Annotated in this window: 18 protein-coding genes; 11 read left to right on the top strand and 7 right to left on the bottom strand. The window is 57.1% G+C overall.

The window, feature by feature from the left end:
• Positions 1-495: 495 nt before the first annotated feature.
• A complete protein-coding gene (locus ACXM2N_RS10660) occupies positions 496-1,830 on the top strand; it encodes an MFS transporter (RefSeq protein WP_458488541.1) in 1,335 nt (444 codons plus the stop codon).
• A 381-nt stretch (positions 1,831-2,211) separates the two neighbouring features.
• Here the strand turns inward: ACXM2N_RS10660 and ACXM2N_RS10655 are convergent, their stop codons facing one another.
• The 5 genes from ACXM2N_RS10655 to ACXM2N_RS10635 form a co-directional block, all read right to left on the bottom strand.
• The gene (locus ACXM2N_RS10655) at positions 2,212-3,402 is read right to left on the bottom strand and encodes a pyridoxal phosphate-dependent aminotransferase (RefSeq protein ID WP_458491142.1); all 1,191 of its coding nucleotides are present in this window, start codon (positions 3,400-3,402) and stop codon (positions 2,212-2,214) included.
• A gap of 390 nt (positions 3,403-3,792) precedes the next feature.
• Positions 3,793-4,242 (bottom strand): DUF523 domain-containing protein, encoded by a 450-nt coding sequence (locus tag ACXM2N_RS10650; RefSeq protein WP_458488539.1) that lies wholly within the window; start codon positions 4,240-4,242, stop codon positions 3,793-3,795.
• A 438-nt stretch (positions 4,243-4,680) separates the two neighbouring features.
• On the bottom strand, positions 4,681-5,298 hold the full coding sequence (locus tag ACXM2N_RS10645; protein WP_458488537.1) for a DUF1707 SHOCT-like domain-containing protein: 618 nt from the start codon (positions 5,296-5,298) through the stop codon (positions 4,681-4,683).
• A gap of 113 nt (positions 5,299-5,411) precedes the next feature.
• Positions 5,412-8,735 carry a (Fe-S)-binding protein gene (locus ACXM2N_RS10640; RefSeq protein ID WP_458491140.1) on the bottom strand — a complete coding sequence of 1,108 codons (3,324 nt, stop codon included), beginning with the start codon at positions 8,733-8,735 and terminating at the stop codon, positions 5,412-5,414.
• Between the two features lie 168 nt (positions 8,736-8,903).
• The gene (locus ACXM2N_RS10635) at positions 8,904-9,401 is read right to left on the bottom strand and encodes an FAD/NAD(P)-binding protein (RefSeq protein ID WP_458488535.1); all 498 of its coding nucleotides are present in this window, start codon (positions 9,399-9,401) and stop codon (positions 8,904-8,906) included.
• Between the two features lie 330 nt (positions 9,402-9,731).
• Here ACXM2N_RS10635 and ACXM2N_RS10630 point away from each other — a divergent pair, with 330 nt between their 5' ends.
• Positions 9,732-10,304 (top strand): nucleosidase, encoded by a 573-nt coding sequence (locus tag ACXM2N_RS10630; protein WP_458488533.1) that lies wholly within the window; start codon positions 9,732-9,734, stop codon positions 10,302-10,304.
• 137 nt (positions 10,305-10,441) lie between these two features.
• Here the strand turns inward: ACXM2N_RS10630 and ACXM2N_RS10625 are convergent, their stop codons facing one another.
• Positions 10,442-11,830: an FAD-dependent oxidoreductase gene (locus tag ACXM2N_RS10625; RefSeq protein ID WP_458488531.1), complete on the bottom strand. Its 1,389-nt coding sequence runs from the start codon at positions 11,828-11,830 to the stop codon at positions 10,442-10,444.
• 413 nt (positions 11,831-12,243) lie between these two features.
• On the opposite strand from ACXM2N_RS10625, the gene ACXM2N_RS10620 reads away from it, so the two are divergent.
• From ACXM2N_RS10620 to ACXM2N_RS10580, 9 genes are all read left to right on the top strand, one after another.
• Positions 12,244-13,920, top strand: a complete 1,677-nt coding sequence (locus tag ACXM2N_RS10620) for a nitrite/sulfite reductase (protein WP_458488529.1) — start codon at positions 12,244-12,246, stop codon at positions 13,918-13,920.
• Positions 13,917-14,171: a hypothetical protein gene (locus ACXM2N_RS10615; protein WP_458488527.1), complete on the top strand. Its 255-nt coding sequence runs from the start codon at positions 13,917-13,919 to the stop codon at positions 14,169-14,171. Before ACXM2N_RS10620 ends, ACXM2N_RS10615 begins: the two co-directional genes overlap by 4 nt.
• Before the next feature lie 14 nt (positions 14,172-14,185).
• The gene (locus ACXM2N_RS10610) at positions 14,186-14,965 is read left to right on the top strand and encodes a phosphoadenylyl-sulfate reductase (RefSeq protein WP_458488525.1); all 780 of its coding nucleotides are present in this window, start codon (positions 14,186-14,188) and stop codon (positions 14,963-14,965) included.
• Positions 14,962-15,894: a sulfate adenylyltransferase subunit CysD gene (gene cysD, locus ACXM2N_RS10605; protein ID WP_458488523.1), complete on the top strand. Its 933-nt coding sequence runs from the start codon at positions 14,962-14,964 to the stop codon at positions 15,892-15,894. Before ACXM2N_RS10610 ends, cysD begins: the two co-directional genes overlap by 4 nt.
• Complete coding sequence (locus tag ACXM2N_RS10600) at positions 15,894-17,177, top strand: sulfate adenylyltransferase subunit 1 (RefSeq protein WP_458488521.1); 1,284 nt, start codon at positions 15,894-15,896, stop codon at positions 17,175-17,177. The genes cysD and ACXM2N_RS10600 overlap by 1 nt, the downstream gene beginning before the upstream one ends.
• A 2-nt stretch (positions 17,178-17,179) precedes the next feature.
• Complete coding sequence (locus tag ACXM2N_RS10595) at positions 17,180-17,878, top strand: sirohydrochlorin chelatase (protein ID WP_458488519.1); 699 nt, start codon at positions 17,180-17,182, stop codon at positions 17,876-17,878.
• A 9-nt stretch (positions 17,879-17,887) separates the two neighbouring features.
• Positions 17,888-18,814, top strand: coding sequence for a sulfite exporter TauE/SafE family protein (locus tag ACXM2N_RS10590; RefSeq protein ID WP_458488517.1), 927 nt, complete (start codon positions 17,888-17,890; stop codon positions 18,812-18,814).
• 274 nt (positions 18,815-19,088) lie between these two features.
• Positions 19,089-20,696 carry an inorganic phosphate transporter gene (locus ACXM2N_RS10585; protein WP_458488515.1) on the top strand — a complete coding sequence of 536 codons (1,608 nt, stop codon included), beginning with the start codon at positions 19,089-19,091 and terminating at the stop codon, positions 20,694-20,696.
• 294 nt (positions 20,697-20,990) lie between these two features.
• The gene (locus ACXM2N_RS10580) at positions 20,991-21,818 is read left to right on the top strand and encodes a polysaccharide deacetylase family protein (protein WP_458488513.1); all 828 of its coding nucleotides are present in this window, start codon (positions 20,991-20,993) and stop codon (positions 21,816-21,818) included.
• 35 nt (positions 21,819-21,853) lie between these two features.
• On the opposite strand, the gene ACXM2N_RS10575 is transcribed toward ACXM2N_RS10580, so the two are convergent.
• Entirely contained in the window at positions 21,854-23,239 is a 1,386-nt protein-coding gene (locus ACXM2N_RS10575) for an AI-2E family transporter (protein WP_458488511.1), read from the bottom strand.
• Positions 23,240-23,451 lie beyond the last annotated feature (212 nt).

Below are 23,451 nucleotides of genomic sequence, written 5' to 3'. Positions count from 1 at the left end.
AGACCGGCTTGCTTCTAGCTTCTGAACTGCTATGTGCGTTTGTTAGGGCTTAAACCAGGATCGGGAATCCGTGGATTCCTTGCTTCCGGCGTTGGTGCGACGGGTTTAATAGGCCAAACCATCGGGCATACATAGCAGTTCAGGCTGTCCTGTGTGTCCCCAATGCACAGCGATCCGGCATGGGGGCAAGTGTAGAGGCGCCCATACGCAATCTTGGGATCGCTGCCTATTGTTCAGCACGCGGTGCCGTGTCTCTATCTCATGGTGTGCCTCGAGTAATCGCGATGTTAATCATCATTCCTTAGCCGGACTCAATTCCGCCAACTCTGGTATTCGCAAGATGTGATAGCCGCAGAAGCGATAGCGGAAAGCGCTAGTGCGTAATTTCGGTGCCGCTTAAGTTTTTAGGCGAAGGATCGCGTTCAGAGTAAATACCTAGGCTCATATATTGAGGAAGTGCTGCAGGACACACGGGCAAGCTTTACTATTTTCGTTATGAACCTACCTTCCACAGGCCCCGCATCGGTGGCGAGTTCGGCTAAACGCACAGACAAGCTTACGGTGATCTCATGGGCGATGTGGGACTGGGGTGCCGCTGCGTTCAACGCAGTGCTGGTCACATTCATCTTCGCGGTCTACCTCACGGATTCCGTAGGACAGCAAATCACTACATCGCAAACACCCGCACAGTGGCTGAGCTGGTCAATGGCTGTGGGTGGTTTGGTGATCTTCGCCGTGACCCCGGTAGTTGGTCAGCGTTCAGATAACTTGGGCAGGCGGCGCAGGGCACTGGCATTTTGGTCAGCGATAACGTTCCTGCTCATGGGCGCGCTGTTTTTCATCCGGAACGATGCGCCGATTTATTTTTGGCTTGGATTGACCATTTTGGCCGTTGGATCCGTGACTATTCAATTTGCTGAGGTTAATTACTTCGCTCAGCTCAGTCAGGTCTCCACCGAAGACAACGTGGGGCGCGTCTCAGGTTTGGGGTGGTCGGCCGGATACTTTGGCGGCATTGTACTGCTATTGATTTGCTACTTCGGATTCGTTGCCGGTGATGGCCCCACCCGCGGACTCTTTGATCTGAGCACAGAAGGTGGCTGGAACATTCGCCTGGTAGCCATCCTTGCGGCAGTCTGGTTTGGTATTTCAGCTTTGCCAACCTTACTCCGTGTCCCAGAAATCCCCGCTGCTGGTCATCACACCGGCAGCATCAAGTCCGCCTATGCTCAGCTGTTTCAGACGCTCAAAGAGCTGTGGCATGGCGACCGCAACGCGTTCTACTTCCTCCTAGCGTCTGCAATCTTCCGCGACGGGTTGAGCGCAGTTTTTGCTTTCGGTGCTGTACTAGGTGTGAGCGTGTACGGGTTGGACGCAGGAACCGTTTTGATTTTTGGCGTTGCCGCTAACGTCTCAGCTGCCATCGGCGCAGTGATTGGTGGATTGTTAGATGACAAGATTGGGCCGAAGATCATCATCATTGCTTGCCTGATCCTTCTCACCATGATTGCTGTGGTCATGTACTTTGGCGAAGGCACAACAGTATTTTGGATTTGTGGCTTGATCTTGTGTTTGTGTGTCGGTCCAGCTCAGTCTGCAGCTCGAAGCTTCCTTACCCGAGTGGCTCCGATGGGACAGGAAGGCCAGTTCTTTGGGCTTTATACGACCACTGGTCGCGCCGTAAGCTGGCTTACCCCAGCCCTGTTCGGCGCATTCGTATCTCTTTTGGGACAAGGCGATCGCGGCGGTATCTTGGCGATTGCGCTCGTCCTGTTCGTTGGTGCTCTCGTCTTGGTGCCAGTGCAGGATCCAACTAAACGGGCCGTTTAGGTCTTAGCGATGGCTGGCGTGGAGCTCATTGACCTGGCAATAACTAGTGTGGGCAAGAGGTGTACCACCTCGATAGTTTTGATCAAGATCAACTTCAAGCCCGCATAGCTAGGAGGACGTGACTATTAGCGAATGCTGAGCAACTTATCTGATAAGAAGTCTCTTGTAGACGCAGAAACTGCTTAACGCGCCCCTCAACCAGAGACACAGGGAGAATGCAGAATCTCCGGTTTTTCTAAGACCAAGGCAACGTAGATCTTGTTGATTCAGCTGTGCAAAGCGTGGTGATCGATTAACCACCACCGCAACTTACGGGAATACAAAAACCCTAGGACGCATCTGCGTTGAAGCTGCGTCCTAGGGCGTTAAGTAAAGCGATGCTTACTGCTTGTAACTTGCCATGAAATTGCCCAATCGTTGGATTGCGTCCTCGAGTTCTGACCTCCATGGCAGGAACACGACGCGGAAGTGGTCAGGTGTAGGCCAGTTAAAGCCAGTGCCTTGAACCATCAGAATCTTTTCTGCGCGCAGGAGATCCAACATGAATTGGGTGTCGTCATGGATCTCGTGCACATTAGGGTCGATCTTTGGGAACGCATACAAAGCACCCTGTGGCTTCACGCAGCTAATACCTGGGATTGCATTTAGGCCTTCGTAGGCAACGTCGCGTTGCTTGTGAAGTCGACCAGATTCGCAGGTGAGGTCGTAAATCGATTGGCGTCCACCAAGAGCTACCTGAATTGCATGCTGAGCGGGAACGTTCGGGCACAACCGTGTGCCAGCGAGAAGGTCGAGGCCTTCGATGAACCCCCGCGCGTACTGCTTTGGTCCGGTCAGAACCATCCAGCCAGCTCGGTAACCTGCGACGCGGTAGGCCTTGGACAAGCCGTTGTACGTGATGCACAGGAGATCCGGTGCCAAAGTGGCGATAGAGGTGTGCACTGCACCGTCGTAGAGGATGCGGTCGTAGATCTCGTCGGCCAGGATCAACAGGTCATTCTCACGAGCGACGTCCACAATTTGCTGCAGTATTTCGCGGGAGTAAACAACGCCGGTCGGGTTATTTGGGTTAATAACAACGATGGCCTTGGTCTTTTCCGTGACCTTGGACTTGATGTCCTCAATGTCAGGGAACCAGTTGTTTTCCTCATCGCAGCGGTAGTGCACGGGCTTGCCGCCGGCGAGAGACGTCGCAGCCGTCCATAGTGGGTAATCTGGCGCAGGAATTAGGACTTCATCACCGTCATTCAGAAGAGCCTGAGTGGTCATGGTGATCAACTCAGAAACGCCATTGCCTAGGTAGACATCTTCCACATCGAAGAGAGGGAAGTTAGGGATAACCTCGTAGCGCGTCACGATCGCGCGGCGGGCAGAAATGATGCCCTTAGAGGTTGAGTAACCCTGAGAAGTAGGCAGTGCGGCGATCATGTCGCGCATGATTACGTCCGGTGCCTCGAAGCCGAAAATAGCAGGGTTACCTGTATTGAGCTTTAGAATGCGATGGCCATCGAGCTCCATGCGCTCGGCCTCCGCCGCCACCGGACCACGGATCTCATAAAGAACGTCCTTCATTTTGTCCGATTGATCAAAAATGCGACGCTGACGCTTTTTTACTGGTTGGGTGGTCTCTTTCTTACTCACGCGTTCTATGTTGCCATTTTTTGGCCTGCAAGGATAGATAACGGGGCTAAGAGGATCAATGAAGCTCGACGGGAAATCACTTTTGCAGCTGACAGTAAGGCAGAAAGGAAGAACCCCGGCCATTAAAAAGTCGTGGTGAATCGGTTACAAAGCCATGGAACCGATCAAAGCCACCGACAGGAACGACCTACCGTGTGCAAGAACCAGAGGGAACGGATCCTGTGTGCCACATTCGCCTCCATGAGGAGTCCATTTTTCGGTGAGCTGTACCTAGGTTTCGACGGGTTTAGCACCTATGCGAGAAGTGGATCCTCATGGCCGTTAGGCTTCTTCTAGGTGAATTCCGCGACGCTTTAGCTCAGCGGCAAATACTCCTATGCCACCGACCAGTGTTCCTGAATGGTTGCCATCGTAAATTTTGCTGCAGCCACATGCAGGGCTTTTTGCTTTAAGTAACGCAGCGTTAACTTTACGTTCCTCGATCACGTCAGCAGCTTTCTTGGCACCAGCAACGTACTGTTCCGTCACGTCTACACCGTCTGCTGTGAGTACCTTCGCGCGACCAGCTAGGACGTCCTCTCCGTCACCGCCGACAATTTCCGCCGGCGGGCGGGGTGTGGACAGCCCGCCCATTTCCTCGGGGCATACCAAGATAGCTTCGCCGCTTTCGACAAGTTCGAGTGCAGTGTGCACGGGTTTAGCCTTGCCATCGAAACGGCATGGCACTCCTGCCATGCATGCGCTAATAGCTTTCATCTGGTTTTTCGGCATGGCGTCCTGCTTCTCACCTAGCTACTGATGTTCCGTCATGGGATTGGAGTACAGCTCGGAAAACTCGTCGGCTGTTGCATATTTCTCATCCGTTAGGGAGCGATCCCCAACGATGAAGCTCCACCCGTGACATTATCATCAACACCAATCACGATAGGGATGCGCTTGTCGGACTCGAGGACCCCAGAGTGCTCATTTGGGCTGGTCACCTTCGAACAACTCAATGTGACTACTTCTGCACATTTGAATTCCTGCTCAAAGGTTCGGCACCCAAGACCAACACTTTGCCTTTAGGGGTTGTGTGGCCCTTCATGGTAGCTTCCAGCGGGCAAGCAGTGCACTAGGAGCTTTCTAGAGGATGCTCAAGCGGATAATTAGGCGTGATAGCAGAAAACCCAATCCTGATGAGCGGCAGGATTGGGCATAAATGACAAGAATTTACTTGCTGCGGTTTTTGAAGCGCTTGATGGACTCATTGGTGAACTCAAGCGCTGTATTCGTGAGCTCTTGGGTTCGTTGCTTACGTAGGGCCTTCATTTCTGCTTGCTGCATAGCTGTGCGGGACTCAATCTCGCGGGTGCGCTCAGCCAGCTCCAAGCGATTATTACGAATACGCTCACGCTCCAATTTTGCACGCGATGGCATGTACCAAGAATCTGGCCCCACTTTTAGCAGATACAAAAGTGCAAAGACGACTGGGATGATTACCATAAGAATTGGGGCATCCAAGGCTATGCCAAATCCCAAGACCATCGTGGCCGTGATCGTCATGATGCCAGCGCGGGTCCGGCGTCCCTCAGCGCGTGCCTGCATGATCTCGGACTCGGTGTACGTCTTTTCAAGCGCCCCATACTGATTACGTGAGGCGGACGCTGGTAGATCGTCAAAGATGTAGGAGATATCAGAACGCGTCTGCGCCTGTGTGACGTCGCTCAGGCGCTTTTCGTAATCTTCATAGTCCAGTCGACCTGCCGCCCAGTGGGCGCCCAAGTCTTCCATGGCCTGCTGTCGTTCTGCATCGCCGATGCGGTAATCGGGGGTGTACGGATCGCTCATGTTTCTCATGGTAGTAAACCTCAACGACGATTGGCATCGGTGTATTCCTCGATGGCCATTCTTCGGATAATAAAAAGGCCGCTGAGCTAACTCAGCGGCCCTCATCGAACGGGTTATTTTTCGTTCTCCGGCGCTACTGTCCCCGGTGCGCCTGGCACTGGCGGGATAGCGCCTCCTGGCGCAACGGGTGATTGTTGCGACTGACCTTCCTTGGTCCCTCCAGGTACTACCGCACCGGGTGCCTTAGGTGGCTCTGGTGTGCTGGCGCCTGGTGCTGCTGCGCCTGGTGCGGGGATCTTTGGTGCGCTGGTGCCTGGTGTCGCTGGTGCTGAAGGTGCAGCCGGCGCAGGGGCAGCTGATCCTGGCGCTGCCGGTACTGAAGGGATTGGGGCGTTTGGAGCCGTTGTACCTGGTGCCGCCGGCACGCTTGCTCCTGGCACAGGGGCGGCTGATCCTGGTGCCGCTGGTGCGGTTGGCGTTTGGGGAGCTACAGGGGTAGCCGCTGCGGGTGCCTTAGGTGGCTCTGGTGTGCTGGCGCCTGGTGCTGCTGCGCCTGGTGCGGGGATCTTTGGTGCGCTGGTGCCTGGTGCCGCTGGTGCTGAAGGTGCAGCCGGCGTTGGGGCAGCTGCTTCTGGCGCTGCTGGTACTGACGGGATTGGGGCGTTTGGAGCCGTTGTGCCTGGTGCCGCCGGCACGCTTGCTCCTGGCGCAGGGGCGGTTGATCCTGGTGCCGCCGGTGCTGCTGCACCTGGTGCTGCTGCGCCTGGCGCGGGGATCTTTGGTGCCGCTACTCCTGGTGCCGTCGGTGCTGAAGGAACAGCCGGCGTTGGGGCAGCTGCTTCTGGCGCTGCTGGCGCCGACGGGATTGGGGCGCTTGGAGTTGTTGCGCCTGGTGCCGCTGGCGCTGCTGCGGGTGCCTTGGGCGGTACTGGTGCGTTTGCACCTGGTGCTGCTACTCCTGGTGCCGTCGGTGCTGAAGGAACAGCCGGCGTTGGGGCAGCTGCTCCTGGTGCCGCTGGTGCTGAAGGAACAGCCGGCGTTGGCGCTGCTGCCCCCGGTGCTGCTGGCATGCTTGCTCCTGGCGCAGGGGCGGCGGGTGCCTTAGGCGCTGGGGTGCTTGGTGCGGCAGGGGAGTCAGATACAGCGGGCGTCGCTGCGCTTGGTGCGGCAGGTTTGGTTGGTTCCGGTGTGGTTGTGGTCTCCTTGGCCACGCGCTTAGGGGTTTCGAGGAACAGTGGCTTGTTGCGGGTTGGCAGTTTGCCGTCGACAAGCACGGCGTCGCGAAGCATCTGGGCGACGTCCTTAACTACCGGTGCGTCCTTTGGCTTATCGGACAGGGCCTTGACGCCGGTGGTCATCATGGTGTTGCAGAATGGGCAGCCCACTGCGATCTCTTCCGCGCCGGTGCCGATGGCCTCCGCGGCGCGGTTTTCGTTGATGCGCGTGCCCATCTTTTCTTCCATGAACATGCGGGCGCCACCGGCGCCACAGCAGAAGCCCTCGTTGCGGTTGCGGTCCATTTCCACAAGGTTGGCGCCGGCAGCGGTGACGAGCTCACGTGGTGGATCAAAGACTTTGTTGTGGCGGCCGAGGAAGCATGGGTCGTGGTACGTGATTGGTTTGCGGTTTTCGGGGGTGCGTGGCACTGGCTTGAGCAGGCCGTCGCGGACTAGGCGGTTGAGTAACTGGGTGTGGTGGAACACGTCGTATTGGCCGTCAAAGTCCGGGTACTCGTTACGCAGAGTGTTGAAGCAGTGTGGGCAGGAGGTGATGATCTTACGCTGGCCCTTTGGTACTCCGTCGAAGACGTTGTTCAGGTTTTCAATGTTTTCGAGGGCGAGCTGCTGGAACAGGAACTCGTTGCCCGCGCGGCGCGCCGGGTCGCCGGTGCAGGTCTCGCCCTTGGAGAGGACGGCGAACTTTACTCCTGCTGTGTGCAGGAGTTCTACTACGGCGCGGGTGGTGCGCTTGCCGTCGTCGTCGAAGGTGCCGGCGCAGCCGACCCAGAACAGGTATTCGGTGTCATCAAAGTCGGTGATGTCCTCGCCAAAGATGGGGACCTCGATGCCGTCGCGGCGGGCTTCATCAATCCAGCTCTTGCGCTCGCTGGCGTTGCGGCCCCATGGGTTGCCCTTGTTCTCTAGGTTCTTGAACATGCCGGCGAGCTCGCTTGGGAAGTCAGACTCTGCTAGGACCTGGAATCGGCGCATGTTGGCGATGTGGTCAATGTGCTCGATGTCTACTGGGCATTGCTCCACGCAGGCGCCGCAGTTGGTGCAGGACCACAGCACGTCTGGGTCGATGATGCCGGCGTCGCCTTCGCCCACCATCTTGAGGAGGTCCACGTTGGAATAGGACTCGTCAGCGGCGAAGGTGTTTGGGTCTTGTAGGTAGGAAGCATTGGCAACCGCGGCGTCGCGGATGTCCGTCATGAGCATCTTGGGGGAAAGTGGCTTGGCGGTGTGCCATGCAGGGCACTGCTCTTGGCACCGGCCGCACTCTGTACAGGTGGAGGAGTCCAGCAGCATCTTCCAACTTGCGTCTTTGAGGGTGCCAACACCTAGGGTCGGTTCCTCTTCCATATCTTCCAAGGACTCAAGGGTGACCGGTTCGCCCTTGTCTACCATGGGCGTCATTTTGCCTAGGGCTTGGGAGCCGTCCGCGTTGCGACGGAAGAAGATGTTGAAGAATGCAAGGAAGCGGTGCCACGCCACGCCCCACGTGATGTTGCGGGCCACGATGAACAACCACACCATGCCCACGAGCAGCTTAAAGAGTGCTAGGGCAGAGACTGCCTCAGGGGAGCTGGGCATGATGTTTGCCAAGTGGCGGGTCAGGAAGTCAGCCCACGGGGAGTAGGAATGCTCACCGAAGGTGGCGATTTTGGCTGCCTTGACCAGCAGCATGCCTAGGCCCTCTAGCAGGATTACGCCTTCAACAAAGAAGGCGGCCTTGGCATTGGAACCGTAGAAGCGTGACAGCCTTTCGCGGTGTCCCTTGTTCACGCGGATGGCAATTAGGAATATGATGCCGAGTACCGTGCCCAGCGCAAGTACTTCCTCGGCGAAGTGGTACAGGCTAAAGTCCTTGAGGATTGGCCAGCCCGAATGTGGCGCGAAGGTTTGGATGTAGGCCTCGAACCAGACCACGGCGCCGATCATGAATCCCACCATCACAAACCAGTGAGCAACGGCCACTGCGGGTTTGCGGATCATTTCAGTGTGGAAGAAGACTTCTTTCGCCACAGTGGCAATGCGCTTGCCTGGTTGATCGGTGCGTTTAGTGGTGGGCTGGCCTGAGGAGATGAAGCCATAGATCCTCATCACTGCGCGGACGAAATAGATCCAGCATGGCAACGACAACAGGATGCCCAACACGCCCATGATCAGGGTGAAGGTGGATGTAGCTGATCCTGCGGAAGTGGCTGCAAGAAGCATCAGGGAAATCACGATCCTTTAGGGGAGAATAATCACCGCGTGGTATGGAGTTCGCGAGGTGAAAAGGTGCTGCTTATACCTTAAATGCTTGACCGACTAGATACAGCATCGAAGCCGCAGCAAAGTTAATGCCCGTACCTTGGAGGTACGGGCGATGGTGAGGCGATCCTAGACGCATACGGGAGTGCCATAAGCCATGTGGATTACCTGCGCCCACTCGGCGAAGGTGCGGCCTGCGGGGAGATTCAGCGGATTTGTCCAGCGGGTGGCTGGTACTCCGCGGGCGATGAGGAAGTCGGCTAGGCCGATGGTCAAACCCGCTTCCTTAGTGAGGGCGTTCAACTGGTGAAGTGCTACGTCCAAGGTGGCGTTGGTGGCGAACTCTGTGGTGGGGATGCGGGTGGTATCGATGACCACGTCGTAGAGGTCCTGGAGTTCGTGCACGGTGATGTCAATTCCAACGGTGACGTTGCCAATGAAGTTGGTGGTGGACTTGGCCTTGGCTGCGCTACTAGCGCTGCCGGCGAACGGTGCGATACCGGCTGGGGACGGTGCGGCGTCGATAAGGTCTACGTGCAGCGTCTGCTCCTGGCACATGAGCTGATCGGCAATGTAGAGGCCGGCGGTGCCGGCACCGATGACGGCGATGGATGGATTGCGAGACATCGTTTACCTTTCAGCTGGAATGTGTTGTGTACGGTGATCAGTCTAACCATTTGTAGACCGAACTGTCTAAAAATATACAACCAAGCTGTCTATTTAATGAAGGGTTATTGACCTTTAACCTTAAATGCGCAGGTAAAGGGCAATAAAAAGTGAATAAAATTATAGACAGATCGGTATGTTGTGTGGTCGCTAAGCGGGTGTACACGGTGGAGCTACCCGAACAAAGGGGAACCGCTTCTAAAACCTCACCGGCAGTACCGGCACTTGGGCAGAATGGATAACAGAAATACCCAAAGCCACCTTCAGGGCTACAGTCCAAGGAGTTCGTTCATGAGTGACGCCGCGCGCCCGCTGTTTATCGCTGCTGTCAAAGGTGAGGCCGCCTACGTGCCTGATGGTGCTGAAGTTCTTGTTACTGGAATTGGCACGGTCGCTGCGGCAACTGCCTTAGCCAGGCGCCTAGCCATAGGGCCACTGCCGTCGCGTGTTATCAATGTGGGCACTGCGGGGTCCTTAAAGGATGGCCAGTCTGGTGTGTTTGAGATCAACGGCGTGATCAAGCATGACTTCGAATACACCAAAATTGAGGAAATAACCGGCCTGCCGCAGAAGCGCTGGCTTCACGTCTCTACCTCTGGAAAGCTGCCGGAAGCGTACCTCGCCACAGGGGATTCTTTTGTTAATGACGGGGTAAAGCGGGAAAAGCTTAGCCAAGTTGCGGAGCTGTGTGACATGGAGGGCTGGGCTGTGGTGTATGTATGCCAGCAGTTTGGTGTGGACGTCACCCTCTTGAAACAGGTCAGTGACAATGCAGATGAGACTGCCACCGTCTCCTGGTCACAGGCTATTGATCACGGGGCACAGGAACTAGGTGAAGCCCTGGAGAAGCTGGGTTTTAAGTAGAAGGTCGAGGCCTTGTGCCGGCGCCCTTGAGGATCGCGCGAATCCGGTCGCGGGTGAGCTGAGCGTCTATAAAACGTCAATGCCCCTTTCCTGTGAGGAAAGGGGCAGAGGATCGTTATTTACTGCTGCACAGGGTTTTACTGCTGCACGCGGGAGTGGGTGACCATGTCTTCCCATTCAACGATCTTCTTGCGCTCGCGGCCTTCAGGCTCGCCCTGCGCGCGCTCGGCGGCGTCGAGGGCGTGCCAACCGTCCCAAGTGGTGAACTCAATGTTCTTCTCATTCAGGAGCTCGGTGATGTCGCCTGCGGTCGGTGCGTTGAGGGTGCCGTTGGCGGCGTCGGTAAGCAGCATGTCGATGGTTTCCTTGGCGTCGGACTTGGTGTTGCCAATCAGGCCTACTGGGCCGCGCTTGATCCAGCCGGTGGTGTACAGGCCAGTTACTGGCTGGCCGCCTGGGGCGTCGAGTACGTGTCCGCCATCGTTAGGAATGACGTGCTTCTTGTCATCGAAAGGAACGTCCGCGATGGCGTCGGAGCGGTAGCCTGTTGCCAAGTACACTGCCTGAACTGGCCACTCGGTGATCTTGCCGGTGCCGCGAACGTTGCCGTCGCCGGTTAGCTCGGTGCGCTCGGTCTTGATGGCGGATACCTTGCCGTTATCGCCCACAATCTCCACTGGGTTCTCGAAGAAGTGGATCTGCAGGGTGTGCGGAGCCTGCTTGGGCTCGCGGATGGCGTAATTCTCAATCAACTGGCAGACCAGATCCTGGGACTTGGAGTCGCGTCGGGCCTGCTCGGACGCCTCATCGTAGTCGATATCTTCCGGATCCACGGTGACGTTGATGGTGTCAGAGTGGTCCAGCTCCTTGAGCTCCTGTGGGGTGAACTTTGCCTGTGCTGGGCCGCGGCGGCCGAAGATTCGGACGGTGTCGGCTTGGTTCTTCTTCAGGGACTCGTACACGTTATCTGGGATTTCAGTGACCAGAAGCTCGTCGCCGGTCTTTGCGAGGATTCGTGCTACGTCAAGGCCCACGTTGCCAACGCCCACCACAGCAACCTGCTTGGCGCTCAGGTCCCAATCGCGATTGAAGCGTGGGTTGCCGTCGTAGAAACCGACGAACTCGCCAGCGCCGTGGACGCCTTCCAGCTCGGCGCCTGGCAGGGTAGGGATGCGGTCACCTACGGCGCCGGTGGCAAATACTACTGCGTCGTAGTGGTTGCGCAGGTCATCGATGGTCAAGTCCCTGCCAATGTGTACGTTGCCCAGCAGGCGGATCTGTGGGGTGTCCAGTACGCGGTGCAGGGAGGTAACGATGCCTTTAATGCGTGGGTGGTCAGGTGCGACACCGTAGCGAATCAGGCCGAATGGTGCTGGCATCTGCTCGATGAGGTCAATTTCCACGTTGCCGTCAGTGTTCTTCACCAAGATGTCGGATGCGTAAATGCCTGCAGGTCCAGCGCCGATAACGGCCACCTTGAGCTTGCGGTCAGCAGAGTTAGGGGTTGAGGAGGTCATGAAACTCATGTGCCTTTCAAAATTTTAGATTCGCTTAAACATGTTGTAACTCAGGTCGAGCCTACAACAGACACCCTGTGCGATGGAGGTGCCTCCGGTTATATATCGTTATAGACCAAGTGGTCTGTAAAACTAGTCAATTTTGGCGGACTTGTGCAAGTATCTGTCGCATTTTATTCACTTATACGAAAAGTTAACCTCGGTCAGGGGATATATATTCACGGGCTAATTTCTCTAAACATGCAGGCAGGGGGAGTATTTTGGGTAAAGTCCCCGTTCTGAACTGATTGGTCTATTGCGATAGACCGCTCGGTACGCTTGAATTGCACCAAGCAAATTTTTCCATATCCACGCTTGCTCATCGCATGACACGTTTATTCATCGCATGAGAAGCGGACGATGTAGAAACAGAGGACTTTCACATGACCACCACACCAACTCGCCCAGCCAGGCAGCGTAAGCCAAAGCCCGAGGGCCAGTGGAAGGTTGATGGCACGCAGCCACTCAATGCTGATGAGCGCATCAAGCAAGAAGACGGTGGCCTTTCCGCACGCCAGCGCGTTATCGACATTTACTCCAAGGAAGGTTTCTCATCCATTCCTGCGGAGGACTTGGCGCCACGCTTCAAGTGGTTGGGTCTGTACACCCAGCGCCGCCAGGACCTAGGCGGCGAGCTCACGGGTCAGCTGGACAACTCCGAGCTGCAGGATGAGTACTTCATGCTCCGCGTCCGCTTCGACGGTGGCCGTGTTACTCCACAGCAGTTGCGCACCGTGGGTGAGATCTCCCGTGACTACGCGCGTTCTACCGCGGACTTCACCGACCGCCAGAACATCCAGCTGCACTGGATCGAGATCGAGAACGTCCCAACCATCTGGGACAAGCTCGAGGCAGTGGGCCTGTCCACCCTCATGGGCTGTGGTGACGTCCCTCGTGTCATCCTTGGTTCCCCAGTTGCGGGCATTGCCAAGGACGAGATCATCGACGGCACCCCAGCTATCGAAGAGATCGTCAATGATTGGCTGATGCGCGAGGAGTTCCAAAACCTACCGCGTAAGTTCAAGTCTGCTATCTCCGGCCACGCCCGCCAGGACGTTACTCATGAGATTCAGGACGTTGCCTTCATTGGTTCCGTTCACCCTGAGTACGGCCCAGGCTTTGAGTGCTTCGTGGGTGGTGGCCTGTCCACCAATCCAATGCTGTCCCAGCCGCTGGGCGCATGGATCCCTATTGAGCGAGTCCCAGAAGTATGGGGCGCCGTAGCAACCCTGTTCCGTGATTACGGCTTCCGCCGCCTGCGTAACCGCGCGCGCCTAAAGTTCTTGGTTGCGCAGTGGGGCATTGAGAAGTTCCGTGAGGTGCTGGAGACTGAGTACCTGAGCGAGCCGCTTATCGACGGCCCAAAGGTCGAAATCAATCCAGGTTCTCGTGACCACTTGGGTGTTCACGAGCAGAAGGATGGCAAGTTCTACGTAGGCGTAAAGCCAACCGTAGGCCACGCCACCGGTGAGCAGCTGATCGCTATTGCAGATGTTGCAGAGAAGTTTGGCATCACCCGCCTGCGCACTACTCCGGACAAGGAACTGCTGTTCCTTGACGTTGATGAAAGCGACGTAGCCGCCTTGCAGAAGGCTCTGGATGAGACGGGCCTGTACTCCAATCCGAGCGAGTTCCGTCGTGGCATCGTCTCCTGCACCGGCCTTGAGTTCTGCAAGCTGGCACACACCACCACCAAGGCACGCGCCATCGAGCTGGTTGATCACCTAGAGGATCGCCTCGGCGATATTGATGTGCCGTTGAAGATCTCTCTGAACGGTTGCCCGAACTCCTGTGCTCGCACTCAGGTAGCGGACTTTGGTTTCAAGGGCCAGACGGTCACGGACAGCGAGGGCAATCGTGTCGAGGGCTTCCAGGTTCACCTGGGCGGCACCTTGGGCTTGGATCCGTTCTTCGGTCGCAAGCTGCGCGGACACAAGGTCACGTCTGAAGAGGTTGGCGATTACGTGGTTCGCGTAGTGGAGAAGTTCAAGGAGCAGCGCGAGCCGGGTGAACAGTTCCGCGAGTGGGCTGTGCGAGCGGAGGAGGCGGACCTTCAGTGAAGTTTCGTCGCAAGCCGAACCCCAACCGCAACCATCCGGAATACTGCCCCTTTTGTGCATCCACCCTGCTGTTTCCTGACGTAGAAACAGAATTTGCATGGAGCTGTGCTGACTGCCGTCGCGTGTTCTCGGTGATGTTCCACGGCCAAGACGAGCCAGGGCATGTTCCGAACTCGAGCTTGAGTTCTTCGGATGCTCTTAAGAATTCACTATCCAAGCGCGGGCACTTCGCCGGCACGTATGAAATTTAAAAAGGAGAACCACTATGAGCGGAGTAAATCTACTCGGCGGCGCCGGTGAGTTCACCGACCCATCCGTGTCCCCACCAGGACCAAAAGCAACCGCCCCTTTGCCGGAGGATGTCGCACAAAAGAACAAGGAACTTGTTGAACAGTACGCTGATGAGCTCTACAACGCCTCGGCGGAAGAGATCCTTGATTGGGCTCACGAGTACGCACCGGGCACGCTGGTCGTGACTTTAAGCATGGAAAACACTGTGCTCGCCGAGCTTGCGTCTCAGTATCTTCCGGATTCGCACTTCCTATTCCTGGACACTGAGTATCACTTTGAGGAGACGCTCGCTGTAGCCAGCGACGTGGAGAAGCGGTACCCGCAGCCTCTCGTGCGTGCCACGGCCATTCTCTCCCGTGAGCAGCAGGACGCTGCGTACGGAAAGAACCTTTACCAGCGCGATCCAGGCGCATGTTGTCGCATGCGCAAGGTGGAGCCGTTGGCTGTCGCGCTGAGCGACTACGCGGGCTGGGTTACCGGCCTGCGCAGGGCCGACGGACCAACGCGTGCGCACGCGCCAGCGCTGTCCCTGGACGACACTGGCCGTCTCAAAATTTCTCCGATCATCACCTGGTCTTTGGAGGATACGGACAACTACATCGAAGAACATGACCTGATCATCCACCCACTGACCAAGCAGGGCTATCCATCAATTGGCTGCGCTACCTGCACCTTGCCCGTCGCCGAAGGCGAAGATCCACGTGCTGGCCGATGGGCTGGCATGGCTAAGACAGAATGCGGACTTCACTCATGACCAATACCAAACCTACGGACACCGCGCAGGCGTTGTCCCCACACCTGAAGGACCTCGAGAACGAGTCCATCTACATACTGCGAGAGGTTGCTGGCCAGTTCGACAAAGTGGGACTGCTATTCTCCGGCGGCAAGGACTCCGTTGTTGTGTTTGAGCTCGCGCGCCGCGCGTTCGCACCGGCCGCCGTTCCTTTCGAGCTACTGCACGTAGATACCGGCCACAATTTCCCTGAGGTCATTGACTTCCGTGACCGCTTGGTTGAGAAGACCGGTGCCCGCCTGCGCGTGGCGCATGTACAAGACTGGATTGACCGCGGTGACCTGCAGGAGCGCCCAGACGGCACCCGCAACCCGCTGCAGACCGTACCGCTGGTGGAGACCATTGCGGAGCAGGGCTACGATGCCGTGCTCGGTGGTGCTCGTCGTGACGAGGAGCGCGCCCGCGCGAAGGAGCGTGTGTTCTCCGTGCGCGACAGCTTTGGTGGCTGGGACCCACGCCGCCAGCGCCCCGAGCTGTGGAACCTCTACAACGGTGGAAAACTGCCGGGTGAGAACATCCGCGTGTTCCCAATCTCCAACTGGACTGAGGCTGATATTTGGGAGTACATCGGTGCCCGTGGCATCGAGTTGCCTGAGATCTACTTCGCCCACGAACGCGAGGTTTTCAACCGTGGTGGCATGTGGCTGACCGCAGGCGAGTGGGGTGGCCCAACCGAGAAGGAAGCCGAGACCCTCCAGACCCGTACCGTGCGCTACCGCACCGTGGGTGACATGTCTTGCACCGGCGCGGTGGATTCCACCGCCTCCACCATCGATGAGGTGATCGCTGAGATCGCCACCTCCACTCTCACCGAGCGTGGCGCAACCCGCGCTGACGACAAGCTGTCTGAGTCCGCAATGGAAGACCGCAAGAAGGAAGGCTACTTCTGATGACTACCGCTACTTCTGCTACGGAGCTAATCAACTCGCGCGAGACGCTGCGCCTGTGTACTGCGGGTTCCGTTGATGACGGCAAGTCCACCTTTGTTGGTCGCCTTCTGCATGACACCAAATCCGTTCTTGCTGACCAGCTGGAGTCCGTGGAGCGCACCTCCGCCGACCGCGGCTTCGAAGGCCTTGACCTGTCTTTGCTGGTGGACGGCCTGCGCGCGGAGCGCGAGCAAGGCATCACCATTGACGTTGCATACCGTTACTTTGCTACTGATCGCCGAACCTTCATCCTTGCGGATACCCCAGGCCACGTTCAGTACACCCGCAACACGGTCACCGGCATGTCCACCTCCCAGGTTGTTGTCTTGCTTGTCGACGCCCGCCATGGCGTAGTCGAGCAGACCCGCCGCCACCTCAATGTGGCCGCGCTGCTGGGCGTGCGCACCGTTGTGCTCGCTGTGAACAAGATTGACTTGGTGGATTACTCCGAGGACGTGTTCAACGAGATCAAGCAGACTTTCGTTACTGAGGCAGAACGCCTGGGCGTGGGCGATCCACATGTTGTGCCTATCTCTGCTCTCAAGGGCGACAACGTGGTGGAGCGCTCCACCAACATGGATTGGTACACCGGCCCTACCGTGCTGGAACTGCTGGAATCCGTTGAGGTTTCTCGTGGACGCGCGAACGATTTAGACTTCCGCTTCCCCATCCAGTACGTCATTCGCGAGCACTCCCTGGATTACCGTGGCTACGCTGGTCAGGTATCAACAGGCTCCGTTGCCGTAGGCGACGCCATTACCACCGTGTCTTCCGCGGGTACTCGCACCAGCACCGTCGTGGGTATTGATACCTCAGACGGTGAGGTTCAGTCCGCCACCGCAGGCGACTCCGTCGTGCTGCGCTTGGCTGATGAGATTGATTTGGTCCGTGGTGACCTCATCTCCAGTGGCAATGCCCCTGACGTTGTACGCAGCTTCGACGCAACCATCGTTGCGCTCACTGAGAAGGAACTGCGCGCAGGACAAATGGTGAAGGTGCGCTACGGCGCGAACTTGGTTCGCGGTCGCATTGCATCCGTGGACCGCATCATTGACATTGACGGCAAGCAGCACAATGATTCACCGGAATCTGTGGCGCTGAACGATATCGCCCATGTCACCGTGGAACTTGCCACGGAACTTCCGGTGGAGGACTACGTAGCGCGTGGTGCGCTGGGCTCCTTCCTGCTGATTGATAACGCGTCCGGCAATACCCTTGCTGCAGGACTGGCGGGGAAGCGATAACCGTGAGGGCGCTTGTCACGCTGTCGCACGGCTCTCGGCATCCACACGCGGAAGCTGGAGTCTGTGCGCTGACGCGCGTGGCAGGGGAGCTCGCAGGCACACCCAGCTTTGCGGCTCACCTCGAGTTCAATGAGCCAGACCTCACAACAACCTGTGTGCGGCTGGCTGAGCAAGGCTTCACCGAAGCCGTGGTTGTTCCGCTCCTATTTACCTCCGCCTACCACCACAAAGTTGATGTCCCGCAGGCCATTGATGAGGCGCGGCGCGTAAGCGGCATGAAGGTTGTCTTGGTGGATTCCATTGGCACTGGGGCAGATCTTGCCCAACTGTTGGCGGCGAAGGTATCAGAAGAAGCGCCGGCAGGAAGCCATGTGGCGCTGTACAGCGTGGGCTCTTCCGATGCTCGGGCTAACGAGGCAGTCACTGACTTGGCCGCCCAGGTAGCCACCTTGAGTGGGCATAACGTCAGCTCCATTAAGGCCACCGGTTCGGATAAGGGATGTTTGCAACGGCTGGCGGAGTCTCTCGACTGCCGCTTCATGCACATCCTCCCGCTGTTTATTACGGACGGATTGCTCCTGGATCGTGCGTTTGAGCGAGTGCCCGTGGTTGAGCAAACAGCGCACAAGCGTATTACGTCCTCTCAACCATTGACCACCGCGCTCGCGGACATCGTTGCCTCCCGCTTCGCTGCTGCATAAAGGAAAGACATGAAAACACTCATTCTCATTGCCATCGCCGGCCTTAGTGCCCAGCTTGTCGACGGCGGCCTGGGCATGGGTTTCGGCGTCACCTCCACCACCATCTTGTTGTTCCTCGCGGGGCTCGGCCCCGCGCAGGCTTCCGCGGTGGTGCACACCGCGGAGGTGGGTACCACCTTGGCATCCGGTATCGCGCACTGGAAGTTCGGCAACGTGGACTGGAAGATCGTGTTAAAGCTGGGCGTTCCTGGCGCCATAGCGGCATTCGCGGGCGCCACGTTCCTATCTAATATTGACACCTCTGTGGCTGCGCCGGTGACGTCGGCAATTTTGGTGGCTGTTGGCCTGAACTTGGTTGTGCGTTTCAGTCGCGGTCGGGTGCGCCGCGAAGGTACAAAAAAGAGCTACTCTAGCCCATTCCTGATCGCGCTCGGCGGTGTGGGCGGCTTTGTTGACGCCACCGGCGGTGGCGGCTGGGGACCCGTGACCACCTCAACTCTGCTGAGCCTCGGCAGACAAGAGCCTCGGAGAATCGTCGGCACGGTGAACACCGCTGAGTTTATGGTCTCCTCGGCGGCGACCCTAGGCTTTATGATTGGCCTGTGGAATGACTTGATGGCCAACCTAGCCGCCGTGGCGGCGCTGCTCGTGGGTGGCATGATTGCGGCGCCGGTTGCCGCGTGGATGATCAGCCGCGTCAATGCCATTGTGCTCGGTGGATTCGTCGGAACCGTGATCGTGGCGTTGAACATTTCGAAGGTCTTGGATTTGGTGGGGGTCACTCTGCCGTTTTCCACCTCATTTCTCATCTTCGGCATCCTCATCGCTGGCTTTGCGCTGACCGCTCGCGGCTACTTCCTGGCTAAGAAGCGTGCTCACGATGCGGCAGTTCACAAACGCTGCCAAGGAAACTTTGTTAAGGAATCCATTAGCTGATTCTGTGCCTTGGTCATGTGCCTGCCGATGCCCCACAAGGGTATTCCCCAAATGGGGGTGGTTGGTGGTGGGCGAGAAACGGCTTCAATTCATGTGATCCCTCACAGCCTCAAAATTGGGTGATGTGGGGTTTTGTTCACATCTCCTCCAAAAACGTCAAGAGAAGTACAGAATTAATGGGTAGATCCCCGTAGTGGTTTACCTTTCGTTCACCTAAGGGGGCCATTGTGTCTTCGTTAATGAAACCTGTTATTTATCTGGAAGTTGAGTCCGAATGTCTCACGAATCCTTGACGATGGATCCAACGCAGCAGCGTGGTGGCAACGACCTTGCATGGCACCTCACTTTCGGTGGCCTGCTTGTTGTTAGTTTGATCAGTTTCACCATGTGGTCCTTCGATTTTGTTGGCCCAGAAGCTAACAAGGCAATCCTCATCACCACGATTGCCTTCGGCATCTTCATGGCCTTCAACATCGGTGGTAATGACGTTGCCAACTCCTTCGGCACCTCTGTGGGTGCGGGAACGCTGACGTTGAAGCAAGCGTTGGTCATCGCCGCGATCTTTGAGGTTTCCGGCGCCGTCATTGCTGGCGGTGCCGTGACGGACACCGTGAAGAGCGGAATCGTCGACCTTGATGCTATTGATCTGAACCCTAACCAGTTCGCGTTCATTATGATGGCGTCGCTGGTGGGCGCGTCCTTGTGGCTGCTGATAGCAACGCGCATGGGCTGGCCTGTCTCTACCACGCACTCCATCATCGGCGGTATCGTCGGTGCTTCCCTGGTCATTGGTGCAGTGGAAAACATCGGTGGCATGGACATGGTCCAGTGGGATCAGATCGGCACCATTGCCGTTTCCTGGGTGCTCTCTCCGGTTCTGGGTGGCCTCGCCTCCCTCATTCTGTTCGGCCTAGTCAAGCGCTACATCCTCACGTACAACGACAAGGCCGAAGATTCCCTCCGTCAAATCAAGAACGCGCGCCTTAAGCTGCACGACGAGTTCAAGCGTGACTTTGACGCCCTTTCTGAGGCTGAGCAGCTGGAGTACTCCCGCAAGATGTCTCGCGATGCAGCGAAGCTTGCTGAAGGCAGGGACGTTAAGCCATCTGACTTCGAGTCTGGCTACTACCGAGCGCTTCACAACATCAATGAACGCTCCAAGAGCGTGCGCACCCACAAGGCGCTCGAGATCCTCGTTCCGCCGCTGGCTGCATTCGGTGCAATCGTCATTGCGGCAATGCTGCTCTTCAAGGGCCTGGACAACCTGAACCTGCACATCTCCTCTGTGGGTAACTACATGATCATGGGCATGGTTGGTGCCATTACTTGGATCGCCACCTACATCTTTGCCAAGTCCCTGAATCAGGAAGACCTCCCACGAGCTACCTTCGTGATCTTCTCCTGGATGCAGGTGTTCACCGCGTGTGCCTTCGCGTTCTCCCACGGTGCAAACGACATCGCTAACGCCATCGGCCCATTCTCCGCTGTCATTGACGTTTTGCGTGAGGACGCCATCAACGCTGAAGCGACAGTGCCAATGGCAGCGCTGGTTACCTGTGGTATCGCGCTGATCGCTGGTCTGTGGTTCGTTGGCCGCCACGTTATCAAGACGGTTGGCTCCGGCATCACCAAGATGCACCCTGCATCTGGTTTCTCCGCTGAGTTGGCGGCAGCCGGCGTGGTAATGGGCGCCTCACTCCTAGGCCTGCCAGTATCCTCCACGCACATCTTGATCGGCGCAGTCCTAGGCGTGGGTATCGTCAACCGAGCTGCCAACTGGAAGCTGATGAAGCCAATTGCGCTCGCCTGGGTCATCACCCTGCCAGCGGCCGCCATCGTTTCCTCCATCTCCGTCTTGGTATTCAACGCTATCTGGGGATAAGCAATTGACGGCGTACTAACCTCATAAGTTCAGCACAATGGCCCCGCAAGGGGCCATTGTGCTGTCTAGGGCCACGTGTGGCTCTGGGAGGTGGCCAAGCATGTCGTGGAGGAGCCTGCCTGAAAAAGCCTTTCTTCACCAGAGGGGTGCGTGATCGTGGGGTGTGAGTTTCGCACCTGAATAGCCGCGGCATTGTCCACTATGATCAACCCTGTTACTAGAGTGACAGATGGGGTTTAAGCGCTCGGTCTTTTTTGCAAGCAGACCTAGCGGTACGTAGAAAGGTGTCAGCATATGGGGATATCGAGGCGCGCAGCTGCGCTGGTAGTGGCATTGGGTATCTTTGCCTCCGGAACCACTCAGGCGTCGGCGCAAAGTTCGCAGGTACCTCAGGATGCAGCCAGGAATTTCTACCGAACCCTGCCAAAAGAAGTGAAGTCTAACCCAGTGGTGAAACGTGTGGCCAAGGATCTGGGTCTGGTAGACAAGCCCAAGACCAGGGCGGGGCGCACAGCCACGCCTGCTGACTGCACAAACTGCGTAGCGCTTACCTTCGATGACGGTCCTGCTGGGCACACAACCCGCCTTCTGGATCTGCTGGACGCAAAAAATGCCGAGGCGAGCTTCTTTGTGGTGGGGCCCAACGCGCGATCGAACGCAGGCATGCTCAAACGCATGGCCGACAGCGGGATGACGGTGGGCAACCACTCGATGACCCACCGGCAGCTCAACCAGCTGAGTTACCAACAAGTTGCTCAAGAAATCCAGCAGGGCAATGACATCATCCAACGCAACACCGGCAGTGCTCCGCGCTGGATGCGGCCACCGTACGGAGCCACCAACCCAACCGTGGCCCGAGCTGCGGGAGACAAGGGCATGGCACTGGCCATGTGGCAGATCGACACCTTGGATTGGAAATACCGCGATCCTGCTCGCACCTGCCGGGTAGCGGTGAATGAATCACAGGCCGGCGATATTGTCCTCATGCATGACATTCACGCCACCACGGTGGACGCTGTCAGCTGCATCATTGACGGTCTCCGCGCCAAGGGCCTTGAACCGGTCAGCCTAGACCGCCTCATACCGAAGCCTGTGCCGGGTAAGACCTACAGCCGCAAATAAAAAAAGAACCAGCCCGCGGGCTGGTTCTTTGTTAGTTACTCCTTCGTGGGAGAAGTAGATTTCGCGGACTTGGGGTGTCCTAGTGGTTTGATCGGCTTGCGCTTTGCAATGCTATTGAGTCGACCTACGAAGCTGTGCCAGGTCTCCATCGGGTCCTTGGCCGTGGAAGACTCGGCCGTTGTGGCCATCTCAATGTCATCGATGGTGATCTCACCGGCGCGCAGGGCCACAATCTCTAGGTGGTAGCGGATCAAAACGGCAACGGTTGCGGCCACAGGCACTGCCAAGAACGCGCCCACAACGCCGAACAGGGTAGATCCCAGAGCAACGGAGAGCAATACGATTGCTGGGTGCAGGTTCATGGCGCTGGACTGCAGGATTGGCTGCAAAACGTTGCCCTCGAGCTGCTGAACCAAGATGATCAGCAGCAGCACCAGCAAAGCGTTGGTGAAGCCGTTGGATACCAGCGCGATAGCAACTGCCAGTGCACCAGCGGTAAATGCACCGACAATAGGGATGAAGCCGGCGAAGAACGTGATCACAGCCAGTGCTAGAGCCAGTGGGACGTTCAGTACCAAGAGGCCGATGCCGATCAGGATTGCATCAACAAGAGACACGATGGCCTGGGTGCGAATGAAACCTGCGAGCGTGTTCCATACGCGGGTGAGGGCCTCAGACAGGTGCCAGCCCACATTAGGGCCTGCAGCCTTGCGGATGGTTGGCAGGAACTTGGTGCCGTCCTTGAGGAAGAAGAAGGTTAGTACCAGTGCCAAGACTCCGGTGATCAGAATGGAGCTTGCGGCAGACACGCCAGTGAAAACGCCAGAGGCGATATCGGAGGAACGGCCCTGCAGGAAGCTCGTGATCTCACTCAGGGCTCCCTCAAACTGTGAGGTATCCAGGTTCAGCGGTGGTCCCTGTACCCACTGGGTTAGCTGGTTGATGCCGTCTTGCGCCTTGGCAACAAGATCCTTGGACTGGCTGGCGACCATCGGTGCAATGGCGGTGAATACGCCGATGATGATGGCGAAGAAGCCAATGATCGTAATGAGGGTGGCGAGTGCTGCTGGAACCTTCTTGCTACGCATCCAACGCACTGGAGGCCACAGGACGGTGGAGATCAGCAGCGCTAGGAAAATTGGCAGCACTGCGGGCCAAAGAATGGCGAGGCCCTTCCATGCCACCACTGCGGCGGCAACAATAAGCAGGAAGCGCAGCGCCCACCCGGCTGCCCATCTTCCGTCCTTGCCCAGGATTACGGCGCGGTCAACTTTTTCTGAGATGTTCTGCGGAGAAACGTAAGCGGGATTATTAATCTTTTCCTCGTCTGTGAGTTTCTCATCGAGGACATCGGCAAAGTCTTGTGACTCTGTTGTGCCCTGGTTTCCGGGGCTGTTTGGTTGAATTTCGTTTTCGTTCATAATTCAACAACTCTGCCACAAAGATTTAGGTTAAACACAACCAGAAGAGAAACTGATGTCGAACTGTAATTGTCTATTGATGAACTTTTGTGGGCTGATGCGGGGGAATTGGTCCGATGGTTTCAGGCTCCCCGTTAAAGTTGAGTCTGCCTGACTCAACCTTAAAGTAAGGTAGATGCGTCGAGGGAGCTGTCCTCGTGAAAAAACTTTTT

It is taken from the genome of Corynebacterium sp. ZY180755 (assembly GCF_054331495.1).
Note: the sequence above shows the minus strand (reverse complement) of the source record. Positions and strands in the feature narration are given on the sequence as shown.